Here is a 16,433-nt window from a genome sequence, read left to right on the forward strand (position 1 = left end):
CCGGAAGGTGTGCGGCCCAGTGGCGTTCGGGGAGCGGCGTTCGTGGGTGGGGTCAGGCGTCGACGAGCGACGCGGGATCGGTGTCGGTTGCGGTGGCCGGCGCCGGTTCGGGTGTGGCCTCCTCGCGCCGCCGCGCGAGGAGGCGATCCACGGCCCACGATCCGGAGCCGAGGAAGATCAGGACGAACATCGCCCAGCAGAACAGCGCGGCGGATTCACCGTCGTTCTGGATGGGCAGTGCGCCGTCGGCCTGGTGACCCCAGAAGTAGGCGTACGCCATCGATCCGGAGCCGAGGAAGGCCGCGAGCCGGGTACCGAGACCGACGATCAGGGCGGTGCCGCACACGACCTGGATGATCGCACCCCACCAGCCGGGCCATGCGCCGAGTTGTGCGGTGGTTCCGCCGTAGGGTTCCGCCGGCCACGCCCACAGGCTCGTGGTGCCGTGGCAGAGGAACAGGAAACCGACGGCGATGCGGAAGGCGGCGACGGCGTGATCGCCGAAACGGTCCGGCCAATGGCGCACTGAGTTCATCACGTGCGGAAGTAAAGCATGCCTACCCTTACATGCGGGGTGCTTGGTCATCGTTCCTCGGGTTTCGGTGGAGCTGCCCCTGCTTTCCGGGGGTGGATCCACAGAAATCCGCTCAACAGGGACCACCGGACGCGCTGCGCTTGTGATATTTCCGTGTCGCCGGGCGTCGCACCCGTTATGGTTCTGCGCATGACGGCTACGAGACGGGCACTGGCGACGGTCGTGATGGGTGCGGGTGCCGTCGTGGCTGCCGTCGCGGCGGCTCCGGCCGCGACCGCGGACCCTGCGGACGCGTGCATCCGCAACGGTGGCGGGCTCGTGACGATCGACGGCGCCGAGCCCGTCCCACCGGTTTTCGGATTCGACGGTCCGCGCCTGCTCGGACTCCAGGGCGGCGTCGGCAACGCATGCATCACCAACGTGGGTCCCGGCGCCGTGACCGTCACGCATCCCGAGGGGCGTGTCCCGGGACGCACCGAGGTGTCCACCGCGCTCGTGGAGATGCGGGTCGACGGCGGGCTCGGCAACGTCGCCGTCACCAATGTCGGTACCGGTGCGGTCACGGTGCACCGGACGGAGGTCACGCCCGAGCCCGTTGCGGGGCCTGCACAGGCTCCGCTCCCCGGGATGCCGGAGCTGATCCTCGACGCGGGAACCGACGGCGTCTTCGTCACGAATGTCGGTACGGGCGGTGTCACGGTCGTCGACCGTGCCGTCGCGCCGGCGGAGCTCCCGGCCCCGCCACCGCCTCCGCCGGGCGCGGTGGTCACCGATCCGTTCAGCGGAAACATTTATGTGACAAACCTTTTCGGGCCCGACATCGTCGTCGCGGACCCCGCCTCGACCGCCGAAGGGAGCGTCGTCGAGCGGCCGGTTCCGGGAACGGCGGTCGACTACGGGACGGGCAACGTCTTCGTGACGAACATCGGTGGGGGACAGGTGACCGTCGTCCGCGGCTGATCCGCCGGCCCCGTCGTTTCCCGACAACGTTCCGGACTCGGATACATCACATCCGGTTCACGAATATGTCATCCTTCTACTCGATACTGCCGGGGAGGGACGCGGCACCAGGACAGTAGCGGGGCGGGGACATGGCTATGAGAAGAGTGTGGGCGGCAACGGTGGCCGCAGTGGCGGCATGTGCAGCAGTATTCGCCGCAATGCCTGCGGCGAAAGCCAATCCGCCCGGATGTCCGACCCTGAACGTGGTCGCTGTGCCTGGAACATGGGAGACCTCGAACACCCCCGACCCCGGCCGTGGGAACGGCATGCTCGCCCAGGTCACGTCCAATCTTCCCGCCGGGGCCCGCGTCGACTACGTCGCGTATCCCGCCACGGCCTTTCCGTGGGAGGGCGACGTGTACGCGGCCTCCCGCAATCGCGCCGTCGACAACGCGCGCGGCATCATCGCGGCCACCGCCGAGCGGTGCCCCCTCACGAACTTCGCCCTCGTCGGCTACAGCCAGGGTGCCGATGCCGCAGGCGATCTCGCCGCCGAGATCGGCACCGGGCTGGGAGTGATCGGTCCGCACCGCCTCGTCGCGGTGGGTCTGCTGTCCGATCCGCGCCGCTCCGAACTCGACCCGTTCGTCGGTCCGCCCGTCGCCGGCACCGGTGCGGGAGGTGCCCGCGCGGGAGGCTTCGGATTCGTAACGCCCAACGTGCGCACCATCTGCGCGGTGGGCGACCTCTACTGCTCGACGCCGCCGGAGGACTTCGTCACGCGACTGGCCGGCTTCCTCGCGATCTCGGCGGGCAGCCCGTTCGAGCAACTCGAGAACTACCGCGACGAGGCGACGGCGCTCTACGACGACATCATGACCGCCGGGGGCATCCCGATGCTGCAGCTACAGCTCACGCCCGAGGCGAACGAGCTGCGCGAGCAGAAGATCCGAACCTTCTACGAGTCGCAGATCCACCAGGACTACTCGAACTACGTGGTCGACGGTCGCGGAACGACGGCCACGCGGTGGCTGCACGACTGGATCGCCTCGAAGGCCTGACCATCAATCGATGTCGAATCGTGCGCCCACACGCATGACACGGGGCGCGAAGCGCATCAGCCACTTGCGGACCTTCGCGCCCGGGGCGACCGTCACCACAGGCTTGTTGTGACGGACCGCCCCGACGATCGCCTTGGCCACCTTCTCCGGCGCGATGTGCAGGCGCCGGTACATCGCGAGGGTGCGGGTGCGTCGTGCTGCTCGTAGTTCCTTGTTCGGCGCGACGTACTCCGTCGCCCGGGTGAGGTTGGTGTCCACCAGGTCGGGACACACGACGGTCACGCCGATCCCGTGTTCGAGCAGTTCGGCGCGCAGGCACTCCGACAGCATGAACACCCCGGCCTTGCTCGTCGTGTAGGCGGCGAGGTTGCGTTGCGGCATGTACGCCGCGGCCGACGAGACGTTGACGATCTGCCCGCCCGTGCCGGCCTCGATCATCTGCTCCGTGAAGGCGCGGCAGCCGTAGACCACTCCCCAGAAGTTCACGTCCATCACGTTCTGGAAGACGCTCTGCGGAGTGTCGGCGAAGGCACCGATGACACCGATGCCCGCGTTGTTGACGAGCACGTCGGCGACGCCGTGCCGCTCGCGAACGGTCTGCGCGAACTTCCGGACCTGCTGTTCGTCGGAGACGTCGAGTTCGTAGGCGTGAGCGGCGCCGCCGAAGACGGCCTCGGAACCTCCGGCACCGGGAGCCGGGACGTTCACGAGCGCCACCGTCTCGCGGGCGCTGTCGAGATCCTTGTCTGCCACGACGACGATGGCACCTTCGGCGGCGAAGGCGATCGCCGAGGCCCGGCCGATCCCGCTACCACCACCGGTGACGACGACGAGGGCGCCGGTCAGGTCGCGCAGGCGGCTGCGTAGTGCAGCGCCGGCGCGCCAGCGGCGTATCTGGGCGATCCGAGAGGTCACCCCACCATCGTGACGCACTCGCCGCGTGTGGTCCGGTCAGTACAGGAACTCGCGGTAGAGCTCGCGTTTGCCCGGCTCGGCGTCGGCCGGGATCTCGATCGAGTGGAGTTCGGCGTGCATGTCGCGCATCGAGGGGACCGCCGCACGGTCGGGATAGGTCGACGGATCCCACAACTTGGCGCGGAGCAACGCCCGCGCGCAGTGCAGGAAGACCTCGTCGATCTGCACGATCACAGCAAGCTGCGCCGGCTTGTTCTGCAGCGACAGCTTCCCGAGCAGGTCGGGGTCGGTCGACAGCGTGGCGCGGCCGTTGATCCGCAGCACCTCCTCGTCGCCGGGGACGAAGAACAGCAGCCCGACGTGAGGGTTCTCGAGGATGTTCCGGTACGAGTCGGCGCGGCGATTGCCGGGCCGGTCGGGCAGCGCGATCGTGTGGTCGTCGAGGACGAGCACCGCCGACTCGATGTCGCCGCGCGGCGAGCAGTCGCAGTTGCCGACGGCGTCGGCGGTGGCGATCGTGAAGAACCGCGCCAGCGACAGGAAATGCCTGATGAGCGGCGTCAGGTGTGGTCGCGCCTTGTCGACGATCGCCGGGTGCGGAATGCCCAGGACGGCCTCGAGTTCGTCCTGTGTCCGTATCCCGCCCTGTACGAGTTCGTCGATCCTGTCCGCATCCATCCGGTGCACCTCCGGCGGTGACCGTATCAATCCTGCACGGGAAGATCATGTCGGCGTCCGTGTCATGCCCTGGTCAGGGGCTGCACAGTCGATTGCTTCCGGTCACCGGGACGACCCGGGAGGCAGGACTCCGGACCCCGGTAGAACGGGTGGCGACGCCCCCGCCCGGAAGGATCGAGATGACCGACTCCGCCCTGCTGGCCTCCCTCCTCGAACGCGTACAGCTCCTCGAGGACAAGGCTGCGATCCACGAGGTCCTCACGGCCTACGGCCCGGCCGTCGACGCCGGTGACGCCGAGGCGGTGGGGGAACTGTGGGCCGAGGACGCCGTCTACGACGTCGACATCCGCCTGATGGAGGGTCGCGACGCCATCATGAAGATGGTGCGCACCCGACCGCACCAGGACTACATCGAGGAGGGCTGCGGTCATCTGCTCGACCCGGTGCACATCCGGGTCGGCGGCGACACCGCCGTCGCGACCTGCCACTCCCTGCTGCTGCGCCGCAACGCCGATTCGGATTCGTTCCGGGTGTGGCGGGTGAGCGCCAATCGTTTCGAACTCGCCCGGATCGACGGCAGCTGGAAGATCGTGCGCCGCACGTCGCGGTTGCTCGACGGCAGCACCGCCGCCCGCGACCTCCTCGCGAGCGCACGGCGCTGAACCCACGACTCGCGGGTGGGCGCTGGGGGCTCACCCGCGGCCGACTCCCGGGGCGCTCAGACGCGCAGGGTGTCGCGTACGTGCCCGGTCTCGTTGATCGACGCGACGCGGCGCGCGCCGCTGCGTGAGACGAGGATGCGCGTCACCGACGCGTACTCGATGGGGAACATCAGCGGCCGGGGCAGCTCGAGCAGGTGCTGCAGCACGATGTTCACGACCCCACCGTGGGCGAACAGCGCCACGGTCTCGGCGTGGTCGCACGTGTCCACCACCTGGTCGATCCCTCGCAGCACCCGCGTGCGGAAGGCGTCCCCGTCCACGAAATCGGGCAGGTGACCTGCCAGGATGCGCTTGTAGGCGGCCGGTGCGACGTCCTTCGCGGCGTCGATCGTGAAGTAGTGGTCGTGGCCGTAGTCGTACTCGGCGATGTCCTCCATCTTCTCCACGTCGAGCCCGCGTCGTTCCGCGACCGGCTCGGCCGTCTGCAGGGCCCGCAACTGCGGGCTCGAGAACAGGCGGGGGATGTTGTAGGGGGACAGCGCGTCCGGCAACCGCGACGCCTGGAGACGACCGGCCTCCGTGAGCGGCGGGTCGGCGCCCCCGGTCTCGGCGCGGGCGTTGTTCGGCTCGGCGTGACGGATCAGGAGTAGCTGCACGACCTCACGATGCCAGGTGGAGCGGTTTCACGTGAAACCACCCGTCAGGAGCGCCGCGGCTTCGTGAACGGGAACGCCAGCGACTCGCGGATGCTCCCTCCGAGTACGAGCATCACGATCCGGTCGACACCCATACCGAGGCCGCCGGTGGGAGGCATCGCGTATTCGAGTGCTTCGAGGAACTCCTCGTCGAGTTCCATCGCCTCCTCGTCACCGCCCGCGGCGAGCAGCGACTGCTCCGTGAGGCGAGCACGCTGGTCGAGCGGATCGGTGAGCTCGCTGTAGGCGGTCCCCAGCTCGACACCCCAGGCCACCAGGTCCCACTTCGCCGCGACACCCGGCTTGCGGGGGTGCGGCCGGGTCAACGGCGACACCGAGGTCGGGAAGTCGGTGTAGAAGGTGGGGAACTCCGTCTTCGATTCGACGAGGTGCTCGTACATCTCCTGCGCGGTGGCTCCGGCGTCCCAGGCCGGGTTGTAGGGGATCTCGTGTTCGTCGCACAGGCGTCGCAGGACGTCGACGGGGGTCTGCGCATCGACGAATGTCCCGAGCGCCTCGGAGATCGCGTCGTGGAAGGTCTTGACGGGCCACTCGCCGGAGATGTCGATCTCGACCGGGATACCGTCGGGTCCGGGCCGCAGGATGATCTCGCGTCCGTGTGCCGCGCGGGCCGCTGCCTGGATCAACTCGCGTGCGACCACCCGCATCTTCTCGTAGTCGCTGTGCGCCTCGTATGCCTCGAGGATCGTGAACTCCGGGTTGTGCTTGAAATCCGCACCCTCGTTGCGGAACACCCGGCCGATCTCGAAGACCTTCGCCATGCCCGCGACGCACAACCGCTTCAGATACAGCTCGGGGGCGATCCGCAGGTACAGATCGGCGTCGTAGGCGTTGATGTGCGTGATGAACGGTGCGGCGTTCGCGCCGCCGTGCACCGACTGCAGGATGGGGGTCTCCACCTCGAGATAGCCGCGCGCCTGCAGTTCGTCGCGTAGCGACCGCACCACCGCGCTGCGTGCCGCGAGGTGGTCGCGTGCCCCGCGGTCGATCGCGAGATGCAGATAGCGTTGCCGCACGCGGGCTTCCGGGTCGACGAGGCCGTGGTACTTGTCGGGCAGCGGATGCAGGCACTTGCCGTCGATGCGCCACGAGTCGGCGAGCACCGAGATCTCGCCGGTGCGGCTGCGTCCCACCTCGCCCGACACCTCGACGAGGTCACCGAGGTCGAACAGGAAGCGTTGTCCGGCAACCCGTTGCCGGTCGATGAGGATCTGGATGTCGCCCGACCAGTCGCGCAGCACCGCGAACAGCACACCGCCGAAGTTGCGGATGCGCAGCAGGCGTCCCGCCACGGTCACCGGGGTGCCGGACTTCGCGGCCCGGGCCTCGGCGGCCGTGTGGGTCGGGGGATGCGCGACCGGATAGGGATCGACACCGTGCTCGACGATCCGCTGCAGGGTGTTCATCCGCACCTGGACCTGTTCGGGGCGGCGACGTCCGTGCGAGACGGCGGGCGTGCCGTCGGCAAGCTCGACGTCGGGTGCGCTGCCGTCGTCGTGCAGTTCTGCCGCGGCCACCTGGTCCTCGGGGAACGCCGAGTGTGTTCCCGTGTGCTGCTGGGTGTTCCGACGACCGAAGGTGGGGAGGGTGAGGAAGCCCTCGGCGATCGCCGACGCGAGCGCGACGCGCGGGATGAGCCGGTTGTCGCGGAAACACAGGAAGCGGGGCACCCATTCGGGGTGGTACTTGACGTTGGACCGGTACAACGCCTCGAGCTGCCACCACCGTGAGAAGAACAGCAGGATCGACCGCCACAACCGCAGGATCGGGCCGGCACCGATCCGCGCGCCCTCCTCGAAGACCGACCGGAAGACCGCGAAGTTCAACGAGATCCGCTCGACGTCGAATTCGGCACCGCGTGAGGCGAGCTCGGAGACCATGAGTTCGACGACGCCGTTGGGGGCCTGCGGGTCGCGGCGCATGAGGTCGAGTGACACGCCGTCCGATCCCCAGGGCACGAGCGAGAGCATCGCGACGACCTTGCCGTCCGCGACCGCTTCGACGAGCAGGCAGTCGCCGTCGAGCGGGTCGCCGAGCCGGCCGAGGGCCATCGAGAAACCGCGCTCGTTTTCGGTGTCGCGCCAGGCCTCGGCGCGCTGGATCGCCGCCGACAGCTCGATGGGTGACAGTTCGCGGTGACGCATGATCCGCGCGGTCACACCGTGTTTGCGGGCGCGGTTGACGGCCTGCCGCACCGGTCGCATGTCGCGTCCGGCGAGACTGAAGTCGCGGGTGAGCAGGACGGCCTCGTCGCCGAGCTGCAGCGCGTTCAGACCCGCACGGTGGTAGGCCGTCGCACCGTCCTCGCTCGCCCCCATCACCGCGGGTGTCCACCCATAGGCGCGGGCGAGGTCGAGCCATTCGTCGATGGCGTGCGGCCACGCTTCGGGGTTGCCGATCGGATCACCGCTCGCGAGGCACACGCCGAGTTCGACGCGGTAGGTCACCGCGGCCTTGCCGCTGGGGGCGAACACCACGGCCTTATCGCGGCGGGTCGCGAAGTAGCCGAGCGAATCGTCGCTCTGGGCGAGCAGACCGCGGATGGCCGATTCGTCACTGCCGGTGAGCGCGTTGCTCGCTCGCTGTGAACGGAACAGCACCACGACCGCCGCGAGCACGGCGAGGGCGCCGAGGAGGCCGAGGATCGTGTTGACCAGCCCGTTCGGGCGGCCACCGAACTGGTCGTTGTCGATGAACGTCAGCGCGGTGACGCGGTTGAGCGCCCACAGGAACCGGTCGGTAGCGGGCAGGGTGCCAGGGAACAGTTCCACCAGGCCCCAGCCGATGAGCGTCGCGACGACCAGACCACCCACGAGCACACCGAGTGCGGCCCAGGCGTTTCCGCGCCGCACGCGCGTGTAGAACTCGGGATAGGACAGCAGCAGGAGCGCGACGATCAGCAGATGGACGACCAACGCGACGAGGTGGTTCGGGTCGCGCTCGACGATACTCATCACGAGATTGGTGATGGAGAATCCGCCGAGGTAGATCGTCAGGATCCACCACGCGATGCGTTTTCGGCCGGCGATCGCACCGGCGAGCAGGCCGAGGACGAGCGCGAACGACAGGCTCGTGTCGGGGGCGTCGAAGTAGTACTCGTCGAGATATTCGCGCGGGGCGTGGATCCAGTAACGCAGGGTCGGGGAGATCGACCACAATGCGACCACGACCGCGTAGATGCCCAGGATCAGGCCGAAGATGTGCGGTACGGCGGACAGACGTCCACCGACACGGTCGTTCAGCGACGGCCGGGAGGGCGGTCGGGCGTCCTCCACCGGACGCGGGCGCTCGACAGGAGCGGCGGAATCCGCAGACATGGGATAGAACGGTAACGGGCAAACGCGGCAGCCGTGGGACGAACGGCCGCGGGACCGGATCACATGCCCGGTCCCGCGGCCGCTCTCATCCGCTCATGCGCCTGTCAGTAGCACTGCGCGCTCAGCGCGCTCATGAGCGCGGCGCTCCCGCGGTCGCGACGTCCTCGGTGGCGTCCGGCTCGGACGGTTCGGCCCGCGCCAGCTTGCTCGGCCACCAGATCTTCTTGCCGATGTCGATCGTCAGGGCCGGCACCACCAGCGACCGCACGAGCAGCGCGTCGAGCAGGACACCGAAGGCGACGATGAACGCCAGCTGAGCCAGGAACAGCAGTGGGATCACCGCCAGCGCCGAGAACGTGGCCGCGAGCACCACGCCGGCGGACGTGATGACACCACCGGTGACGGTCAGCGCCCGCAGGGTGCCCGCACGGGTGCCGACCTTCTTCGTCTCCTCGCGGACGCGGGTCATGAGGAAGATGTTGTAGTCGATACCCAGCGCCACGAGGAAGACGAACCCGAACAGAGGCACCACCGGGTCGGCGCCCGGGAAACCGAACAGGTGGTTGAACACGAGCGACGAGATACCGAGGGTCGCCGCGAACGAGACGATCACGGTGAGCATCAGCAGGATCGGTGCGACGACCGCCCGCAGCAACGCGATGAGCACCAGCAGCACCACGAGCGTCACAACCGGGATGATGACGGTGCGGTCGCGGGTCGCGGTGTCCTTCGTGTCGAGGTCGACGGCCGTGGGTCCGCCGACGAGTGCCTCGGACCCGGGCACGGCGTGCACCGCCTCGCGGATGCGTTCGACGGTCTCCTCGGCGGCGAGGGAGTCGGCGGGATCCGAGAGCGTCGCCTGCACCGCGACCAGTCCGTCGACCACGCGCGGCGCGCCGTCGGGGCCGGGGACGGGCTGGACGGTCGTCACGCCCTCGACGCCCTCGGTGGCGCCGACGACACCCTCGAGCGCGCCTTCGCGGGCGACGACGATGCTGGGCGAACCGGTGCCGGCGTCGAAGTGCTCACCGAGCACCTCCTGGCCGGACTTCGAATCGGTTTGCAGGAGGAACAGATCCGAGGACGCGACACCGCTCGCCTTGAACTGCGGTGCCAGCAGGGCGAAGGCGACGAGCACGAGGCTGCACACGATCCAGATGGGACGCGGCTTCGACCCGACGAAGTCGGCCACCCGGCCCCACACCTTGTGGGACTTCTGCATGTCGTCGGCGTCGGCGTTCGGGTCGTAGACCGGGCGGGTGGGCCAGAACGCGACGCGGCCGAGCAGCACGAGCACTGCGGGCAGGAAGGTGAGCGACGCGAGGAACGACGTCGCGATGCCGATGGCGGCCACCGGGCCGAGACCGCGGTTGGAGTTCAGGTCCGACAGCAGTAGGCACAGCACACCGAGGATGACGGTGCCGGCCGACGCCGCGATCGGCTCGATCGAGCCGCGGAGCGCGCTGCGCATCGCGGCGTACTTGTCCTGCTGCAGTCGCAGTTCCTCGCGGTACCGGGAGACCAGCAGCAGCGCGTAGTCGGTGGCGGCGCCGAACACGAGGATGAACATGATGCCCTGGCTCTGGCCGTTGAGCGCGATCGCTCCGGCGTCGGCGAGCACATAGATCAGCAGGCTCGCGAGGGCGAGTGCGAACAGCGCCGAGATGATGACGACGAACGGCAGGATCGGGCTGCGGTAGACCACCACGAGGATGACGAGGACGACACCGCCCGCGACGAGCAGGAGCAGTCCGTCGATGCCGCCGAAGGCCGACGACAGGTCGGCGGCCTGCCCGGCGGGGCCGGTGACGTAGACGGTCAGGCCGTCCGGTGCGCCTTCGAGGGCCGTCCGGAGTTCCTCGACGGCCTCCTGGACCTCCCCGGAGGCGTCGAGCGGCACGATCATCTGCGCCGCTGCGCCGTCCTCGGACGGGATCGGCGGCGGTCCGGCCGATTCGGTGGCGAGGAAGGCGAGGTCCTCGTCGGTGATCCCACCGTCGCGTTCGGCGACGACGATCGCGGGGATGAACTCGCTCTCGTTGAACTGCGCGTACAGCTCGTCCGCGCGGGTGGATTCGGCCGATGCCGGGAGGAAGGTGCTCGCGTCGTTGGAGGCGACCTCGCTGAGCTTGCCTGCGAACGGGCCGCCGCCACCGGCGGCCACGAGCCACGCGATGAGCAACAGGGCGGGTAGCAGCCACCGCCATCGGCCGGTTCTACGTGGGGGCGCGGTAGCAGTGCTCAAGATTCCTCCTGGCGTGAACGGATATGTCGACCCACCCGGGGGCGTGGACGCCTACCGGCGTGTGATCGAACTCGAGCGCGACGACGCGACCGGTGGCGACTCTCCGGTCGCGGTCTCGGACCCGGCGACCCTGCGCAGGCTCCTGCTCGAGATCGTTCGTTCCCACAGCGCTCCTCGTGACAGCCCGCGGAATACCCATGATCGGGAGATTCCACCCCTTCACGGGGTGTGAGCCGGCCCCCGCCCCGGGAAACGGAGAGATTCGCCGGATGAGCGCGCGGTAGGGTTCCGCATGGTCTCCGCCCACCGGACCCACGCCGACGTTGTCTCCGCACTGCGAGCGGCCGGGTGCGTGTTTGCCGAGGAGGAGGCGCAGCTGCTCGTCGAAGCCGCTCCCACACCCTCGGATCTGGAGCGGCTCATCGCGCGGCGGGCCGGCGGAGAACCCCTCGAACACGTACTGGGACAGGTCTTCTTCCACGGCAGGCGCATCGCGGTGCGAGAGGGGGTGTTCGTCTCCCGTCGCCGCACCGAGTACCTGGTGGACTGCGCGATCGAACTCGCGCGGCCCGGCGCCGTGATCGTCGACATGTGCTGCGGGTGCGGTGCCGTCGGTGCCACGCTCGCCACCGCCGTCGAGGCCTGCGAGGTCTACGCGGCCGACATCGATCCCGTCGCCACCGCGTGTGCCCGCCTGAACCTGCCGCCCCACCGGGTGTTCGTCGGCGATCTGTTCGACGCCCTGCCGGGCACGCTGCGCGGTCGCGTCGACGTGCTCGTCGCCAACGCGCCCTACGTGCCGTCGGGGGCGATCGCGTCGATGCCGCGGGAGGCGCGCTGCAGCGAGCCGCGACATGCACTGGACGGCGGACCCGACGGACTGGACGTCCACCGTCGGCTCGTCGCCGACGCGGGTCGGTGGCTCACCGACGGTGGGTCGCTGCTCGTCGAGTCGGCCGCGTCGCAGGCACCCGTCGTGCGCGACCTCATGACCCGTGCCGGACTCGACGCCGACACGCGGGGTTTCGAGGAGGCCGACGCGACCGTCGTCATCGGCACCCGCCGATGACGTGCTCGCTGCCGCGAACATGTCAGTCGAGCGGCAGCTGAGCGAAGAGCGCGGTCGGCTGGGTCGACCCGCCCGTCGGTTCCACGCTGAAGGCGAGCGCGGTGGCACCCGAGATGTCCTCGAGCACCGCGGTCGTCGACGGCGCGACGTCGTCGGGTGTCATCGTGCCTGCGGGCTCCATTCCCGCGGGCCCGCCCAGCCACATCTGGTAGACGCTGCCCTCGGCCGGCGGGGCGACGTTGTTCATCACCAGCACGCCGGCGTCCTCCTCCTTGGAGAACACCACGGTCGCGGTGCCGCCACCGTCGAGCTCGCCCGACGAGGTCCGTACGTCCTCGGCGGCGAAGACCCGCTCGCTCGTGCCCGGCTCGGACGTGTTCTGCCATTGACCGGCCACCACGACGCCGCCGATCGCGACGATCACGGCCGCTGCCGCGGCGAGCAGGAAGTTCCGCCGTCGGGCCTGGCGGCGCTCGTCGAGGGAGACGGGCGGGGGAGGGGGATCGTCCTCCGCCCGAGGTGCCTCGGTCGCCTCCGGGTCACCGGGTCGTTCCGTGTGCGTCTTCTCGGCGGGCGTCTTCGCGGTGAGTTCGGCGTGGACCAGATCGAGAAGTCGCACCCGGAGTTCGGGCGGCGGCTCGGTCGCGGTACCGGCCGACATCGCTGCGAGGGTCTCGCGGACCTCGCGGACCTCGACGCCGAACCGTTCGGCCGCCTCCGGGTCTGCTTCCGCGAGTCGCTCGGCAAGCTCTCGACGTTCGTCGGGCGTGACGGCATCCAATGCGAAGACGGGTGCCATGTCGAGCAGATCGTGCGAGGAATCGTTCGCCTCGTCAGCCATCCACAGTCACCCCCAGACAATTCTTCAGTCGTTTCAGGCCGTCCCGGATGCGCGACTTGACCGTCGGCAACGGGGACGAAAGTTCTTCTGCCACTTCGGTATACGTAAAGCCTCTGTAGTAGGCGAGCTCGACCGAGCGTCGCTGCAGTTCGGTGAGCGAACCCAGACACTCGTTCACCCGGCGGCGATCGTCGCGCTGCGCTACCTCCTCGCTCACCGAGTCGAAGGCCGCGTCGACGTTCGTCGAACCGTACTGCGACTCGCGGTCGGCTCCGGACTGTTCGCTGCGGACCCGGTCGACGGCACGCCGATGGGCGAGCGTGATGATCCACGACAGAGCGGAACCCTGACGCGGGTCGTACTTGTCGGCCGACCTCCATACCTGGAGGTAGACCTCCTGGGTGGTCTCCTCGCTGTAACCGGGATCCCGCAGGACCCGCAGCACCATGCCGAAGACTCGGGAACGCGTCGCGTCGTACAGTTCGGCGAACGCCGTAGGGTCTTGCCGGGCCACCCGCCCGAGCAGTTCGCCGAGGGTATCGGTATGGCCTCCGACGCCGGTCATCGGCTCAGTCCGCTCATCGGGGGAAAGCCTAGCCGGGACATTCCCTCCACTCAAGGCAACCGTGTCGCCCACGAGCGTCACCCCATCCACATCCGAGCACGGAGAACCGTCGTGAGATCGACGGGCAGCCGTTCGCCGCTGACGGTCGCGGTGAACACCGGGACGCCGGGCCGCCGCAGGGCGACCGAAACCGCGAACATGTCGCCCGCCCGGGTGATGATGTCGATCTCGTCCGAGCGCAGCGTGTAGCAGTGCCGTCCGTTCCGGCGCGAATGGATCTCCGCGACCACACAGGCCAGGGAACCACTCGGATCGTGGCACCAGAACAGGTTCAGCGGATCCGATCCGAGACCGAGACGCCGGATGTTCAGCAGCGCCGTGATCCGCCCGCCCGCAACCCGCACCCCGTCGGCCACGAGCTGGTCCTCGACCCGGCCGCGGAAGGTGTCGGAATCACTCGCGACGAAGTGGTCCCACGGCTCGAACCGCATCAGCGTGCGCAGCCACCAGGACGAGGGCGTCGTCTCGTCGACGTCCATGACCCAGCTGAAGCCGCGGTACTCGAGCGAGGGGCACTCGGCCGAGCCCTGCGCGTGGCGGACGAAGGTCCGGTAGATCGCCGGCGCGACCGCTTCCCGGCCACCCCGGAACTCGACGTCGTCGCCGATCATCGCGACTGCGCGGGGAAGGTCAGGATGCATGGTCGTCTCCGGGGCACGTGGTCGGTTTCCCCGCCAGTGTGCACGTGAGGAAATCGGCCGTGGTGTCGGCCCACCAGCGCGGGTCGGTGAGGAGGAAATGTCCGGCTCCGGGCAGGGGCCGCCAGCGCGTGTTCACGCCCCGGTCTCCCGCCGCCATCGTCTGGCTCTGCGCCATCCGTGGATCGGTCCTGGTGTCCTCCGTACCGTGCGCGACCAGCAGGTGCCGGCCCGCAGGGATCAGGTCGGCGTCGTCGGCCGGCCACCACGGAGCCAGGGCGACGAGCGACTCGACTCCGTGCTGGGCCGCGAGATGCGCGATCGCCCGCGCACCCATCGCGTGCCCGACCAGACCGAACCGGACGTCCCCACGACGCCGGGTCACCGACTCGATCGCCCGCAGACCGTCGCGGACCGGGCTCATGTGATCGTCGTTCCACCCGCAGTACCGGTAGTCGACGAGGTCGACCGCGATGTCGTACTTGCTCAGCCTCAGGCGCAGTGCATCGGTGAACAGACGCATGCGCAGCTGCGACGGATGCCACGGACGTGGCGGTGTGGTGCCGACCGGACGCCCACCGGGCAACACGAGTACGTGAGCCGGTCGGAGATCCTCGACGTTGTCCATGACCTGCATTCGGAGCCGACCGCGATCCGGATGGGTCGAACACCGGATACCGATCCGAAAAAAATTCTTTCGATCCGACCCATCCGCACCGCCCCGGGGATCGAATGCTCAGTGACACACCTGGTCGACGTGGCTGCTTTCCGGCCACGGCATACGAAGGGAACCACGATCATGAACATCACTGCGCGCAAGAGCCTGGCCGCCGTCGGAATCGGTGCGATGTCCCTGCTGGGTGTCGCGGCATGCTCCGACGATTCGGGGAGCGACACGGACGAGACCACGATGGAGGAAACCGTCGAGGAGACCATCGTCGAGGAAACCACCACTGCTGCAACGGGAACCGCTGCTCCCGCTGCCGGCCCCGTCGGCCCGGGTTGTGCCGACTATGTCGCCGCGAACCCGACCGGCCCGTCGTCCGTCGAGGAACTCGCGAACCAGCCTGTCGCCGAGGCCGCCGGAAACGTGCCGATCCTGACCACTCTCACGCAGGCCGTATCCGGCCAGCTCAACCCCGACGTCAACCTGGTCGAGACACTCAACGGTGGCGAGTTCACCGTCTTCGCACCGGTCGACGACGCGTTCGCCGCCCTGCCGCCGGAGACCGTCCAGACGCTGCAGACGGATTCGGCTCTGCTCACCGACATCCTCACCTACCACGTGGTTCCCGGTGAGCTGACCACCGCCGACATCGCCGGCACGCAGACCACCGTCCAGGGCGGCACCGTCGAGGTCGCCGGCGAGGGTGAGATGTGGACCGTCAACGACGCCAACGTCATCTGCGGTGGCATCGAGACCGAGAACGCCACCGTGTACCTGATCGACGGCGTTCTCATGCCCCAGCAGTAACCGATACCGGACGACGGAAAGGTAGAAGACATGCGTAGGTCCCGACACGGCGTTCGGGGGCTTGCGGCGGCGTTCATCGCCGCCGCAGGCGCGCTCCTGTTCGCCACGCCCGCCGCCGCAGCCCCGCTCACCCCGGTTCCCGAGCTCGACGTGAACCGATATGTGGGGCAGTGGTATCAGCTCGCCGCCAATCCGGCTCCCTACAACATCGACTGCGCTCGCGACACGACGGCGTTCTACACGCTGCTCGACGAACGCAACGTGCGCGTGGAGAACTCGTGCACCACGTTCACCGGTGATCGTCGCGGGATCATCGGGAACGCTCGTGTGAACGACACTGCTGCACTGCACGTGTCGTTCCCGGGGGTGCCGTTCCAGGATTCGCTCGACGGACCGAGCAACTACATCGTCACGTATCTCGCGGACGATTACTCGTGGGCATTCGTCGGTGACCCGACGCGCATCTCCGGATTCGTACTGTCGCGTTCGCCCGTCGTGAGCGACGACGCGTGGCGCGAGATCCGGAACGTCGTCGAGGCGAGCGGGTACAACTCGTGCCTGATGCTCACCTCGCCCACCACCGAGGGACTGCAGGACATCAAACCGCTCTGCACCGTGTAACTCTCGGGACGATCGGGGTGGTGTGCGGATCCAGAGGAAGATCCGCACACCACCCCCGATTCGTCGTCTCGGTAGATCCGCTCGCGAATTCGCC

16 protein-coding genes are annotated in these 16,433 nt (G+C 68.7%); 6 read left to right on the plus strand and 10 right to left on the minus strand.

Translation table 11 applies throughout. From position 1 onward, the window contains the following. Nucleotides 1–52 precede the first annotated feature (52 nt). Nucleotides 53–535: a DoxX family protein gene (locus IM25_RS06820; protein ID WP_019290420.1), complete on the minus strand. Its 483-nt coding sequence runs from the start codon at nt 533–535 to the stop codon at nt 53–55. A 189-nt stretch (nt 536–724) separates the two neighbouring features. Between IM25_RS06820 and IM25_RS06825 the strand changes: the two genes are divergently transcribed. Beyond that, a complete protein-coding gene (locus IM25_RS06825) occupies nt 725–1,495 on the plus strand; it encodes a hypothetical protein (protein ID WP_232333417.1) in 771 nt (256 codons plus the stop codon). 200 nt (nt 1,496–1,695) lie between these two features. Further along, on the plus strand, nt 1,696–2,538 hold the full coding sequence (locus IM25_RS06830; RefSeq protein ID WP_084294976.1) for a cutinase family protein: 843 nt from the start codon (nt 1,696–1,698) through the stop codon (nt 2,536–2,538). Between the two features lie 3 nt (nt 2,539–2,541). Here IM25_RS06830 and IM25_RS06835 read toward each other — a convergent pair whose 3' ends face one another. Together IM25_RS06835 and IM25_RS06840 are read right to left on the minus strand one after the other, a co-directional pair. Next, nucleotides 2,542–3,453, minus strand: a complete 912-nt coding sequence (locus tag IM25_RS06835) for an SDR family NAD(P)-dependent oxidoreductase (protein WP_033098118.1) — start codon at nt 3,451–3,453, stop codon at nt 2,542–2,544. Nucleotides 3,454–3,489: 36 nt separating this feature from the next. Beyond that, entirely contained in the window at nt 3,490–4,131 is a 642-nt protein-coding gene (locus IM25_RS06840; RefSeq protein ID WP_006553337.1) for an MSMEG_1061 family FMN-dependent PPOX-type flavoprotein, read from the minus strand. A gap of 179 nt (nt 4,132–4,310) precedes the next feature. On the opposite strand from IM25_RS06840, the gene IM25_RS06845 reads away from it, so the two are divergent. Continuing rightward, nucleotides 4,311–4,793, plus strand: a complete 483-nt coding sequence (locus IM25_RS06845) for a nuclear transport factor 2 family protein (protein ID WP_033098119.1) — start codon at nt 4,311–4,313, stop codon at nt 4,791–4,793. Between the two features lie 56 nt (nt 4,794–4,849). Here the strand turns inward: IM25_RS06845 and IM25_RS06850 are convergent, their stop codons facing one another. The 3 genes from IM25_RS06850 to IM25_RS06860 all read right to left on the minus strand — a co-directional run bounded on the left by IM25_RS06850 (nt 4,850) and on the right by IM25_RS06860 (nt 11,071). Further along, the gene (locus IM25_RS06850) at nt 4,850–5,449 is read right to left on the minus strand and encodes a histidine phosphatase family protein (RefSeq protein WP_065995894.1); all 600 of its coding nucleotides are present in this window, start codon (nt 5,447–5,449) and stop codon (nt 4,850–4,852) included. A gap of 44 nt (nt 5,450–5,493) precedes the next feature. Next, on the minus strand, nt 5,494–8,826 hold the full coding sequence (lysX, locus tag IM25_RS06855) for a bifunctional lysylphosphatidylglycerol synthetase/lysine--tRNA ligase LysX (RefSeq protein WP_442971912.1): 3,333 nt from the start codon (nt 8,824–8,826) through the stop codon (nt 5,494–5,496). A gap of 130 nt (nt 8,827–8,956) precedes the next feature. Continuing rightward, entirely contained in the window at nt 8,957–11,071 is a 2,115-nt protein-coding gene (locus IM25_RS06860; RefSeq protein WP_198162541.1) for an MMPL family transporter, read from the minus strand. Between the two features lie 292 nt (nt 11,072–11,363). Between IM25_RS06860 and IM25_RS06870 the strand changes: the two genes are divergently transcribed. Further along, nucleotides 11,364–12,140: a putative protein N(5)-glutamine methyltransferase gene (locus tag IM25_RS06870; RefSeq protein WP_019290411.1), complete on the plus strand. Its 777-nt coding sequence runs from the start codon at nt 11,364–11,366 to the stop codon at nt 12,138–12,140. Nucleotides 12,141–12,162: 22 nt separating this feature from the next. Here the strand turns inward: IM25_RS06870 and IM25_RS06875 are convergent, their stop codons facing one another. The 4 genes from IM25_RS06875 to IM25_RS06890 form a co-directional block, all read right to left on the minus strand. Beyond that, the gene (locus IM25_RS06875; protein WP_065995895.1) at nt 12,163–12,981 is read right to left on the minus strand and encodes an anti-sigma factor; all 819 of its coding nucleotides are present in this window, start codon (nt 12,979–12,981) and stop codon (nt 12,163–12,165) included. Beyond that, a complete protein-coding gene (locus tag IM25_RS06880) occupies nt 12,974–13,546 on the minus strand; it encodes a sigma-70 family RNA polymerase sigma factor (protein WP_024102602.1) in 573 nt (190 codons plus the stop codon). The genes IM25_RS06875 and IM25_RS06880 overlap by 8 nt, the downstream gene beginning before the upstream one ends. A gap of 77 nt (nt 13,547–13,623) precedes the next feature. After that, entirely contained in the window at nt 13,624–14,247 is a 624-nt protein-coding gene (locus IM25_RS06885; protein ID WP_033098124.1) for a DUF1365 family protein, read from the minus strand. Further along, nucleotides 14,237–14,872, minus strand: coding sequence for an alpha/beta hydrolase family protein (locus IM25_RS06890; protein WP_033098139.1), 636 nt, complete (start codon nt 14,870–14,872; stop codon nt 14,237–14,239). Before IM25_RS06890 ends, IM25_RS06885 begins: the two co-directional genes overlap by 11 nt. A gap of 171 nt (nt 14,873–15,043) precedes the next feature. Here IM25_RS06890 and IM25_RS06895 point away from each other — a divergent pair, with 171 nt between their 5' ends. Further along, a complete protein-coding gene (locus IM25_RS06895) occupies nt 15,044–15,718 on the plus strand; it encodes a fasciclin domain-containing protein (RefSeq protein ID WP_033098125.1) in 675 nt (224 codons plus the stop codon). Between the two features lie 30 nt (nt 15,719–15,748). Next, on the plus strand, nt 15,749–16,339 hold the full coding sequence (locus IM25_RS06900) for a lipocalin family protein (RefSeq protein WP_033098126.1): 591 nt from the start codon (nt 15,749–15,751) through the stop codon (nt 16,337–16,339). Nucleotides 16,340–16,433: the final 94 nt, after the last annotated feature.

This window comes from Rhodococcus sp. p52 (assembly GCF_000763325.2).
Lineage (GTDB): Bacteria > Actinomycetota > Actinomycetes > Mycobacteriales > Mycobacteriaceae > Rhodococcus > Rhodococcus pyridinivorans.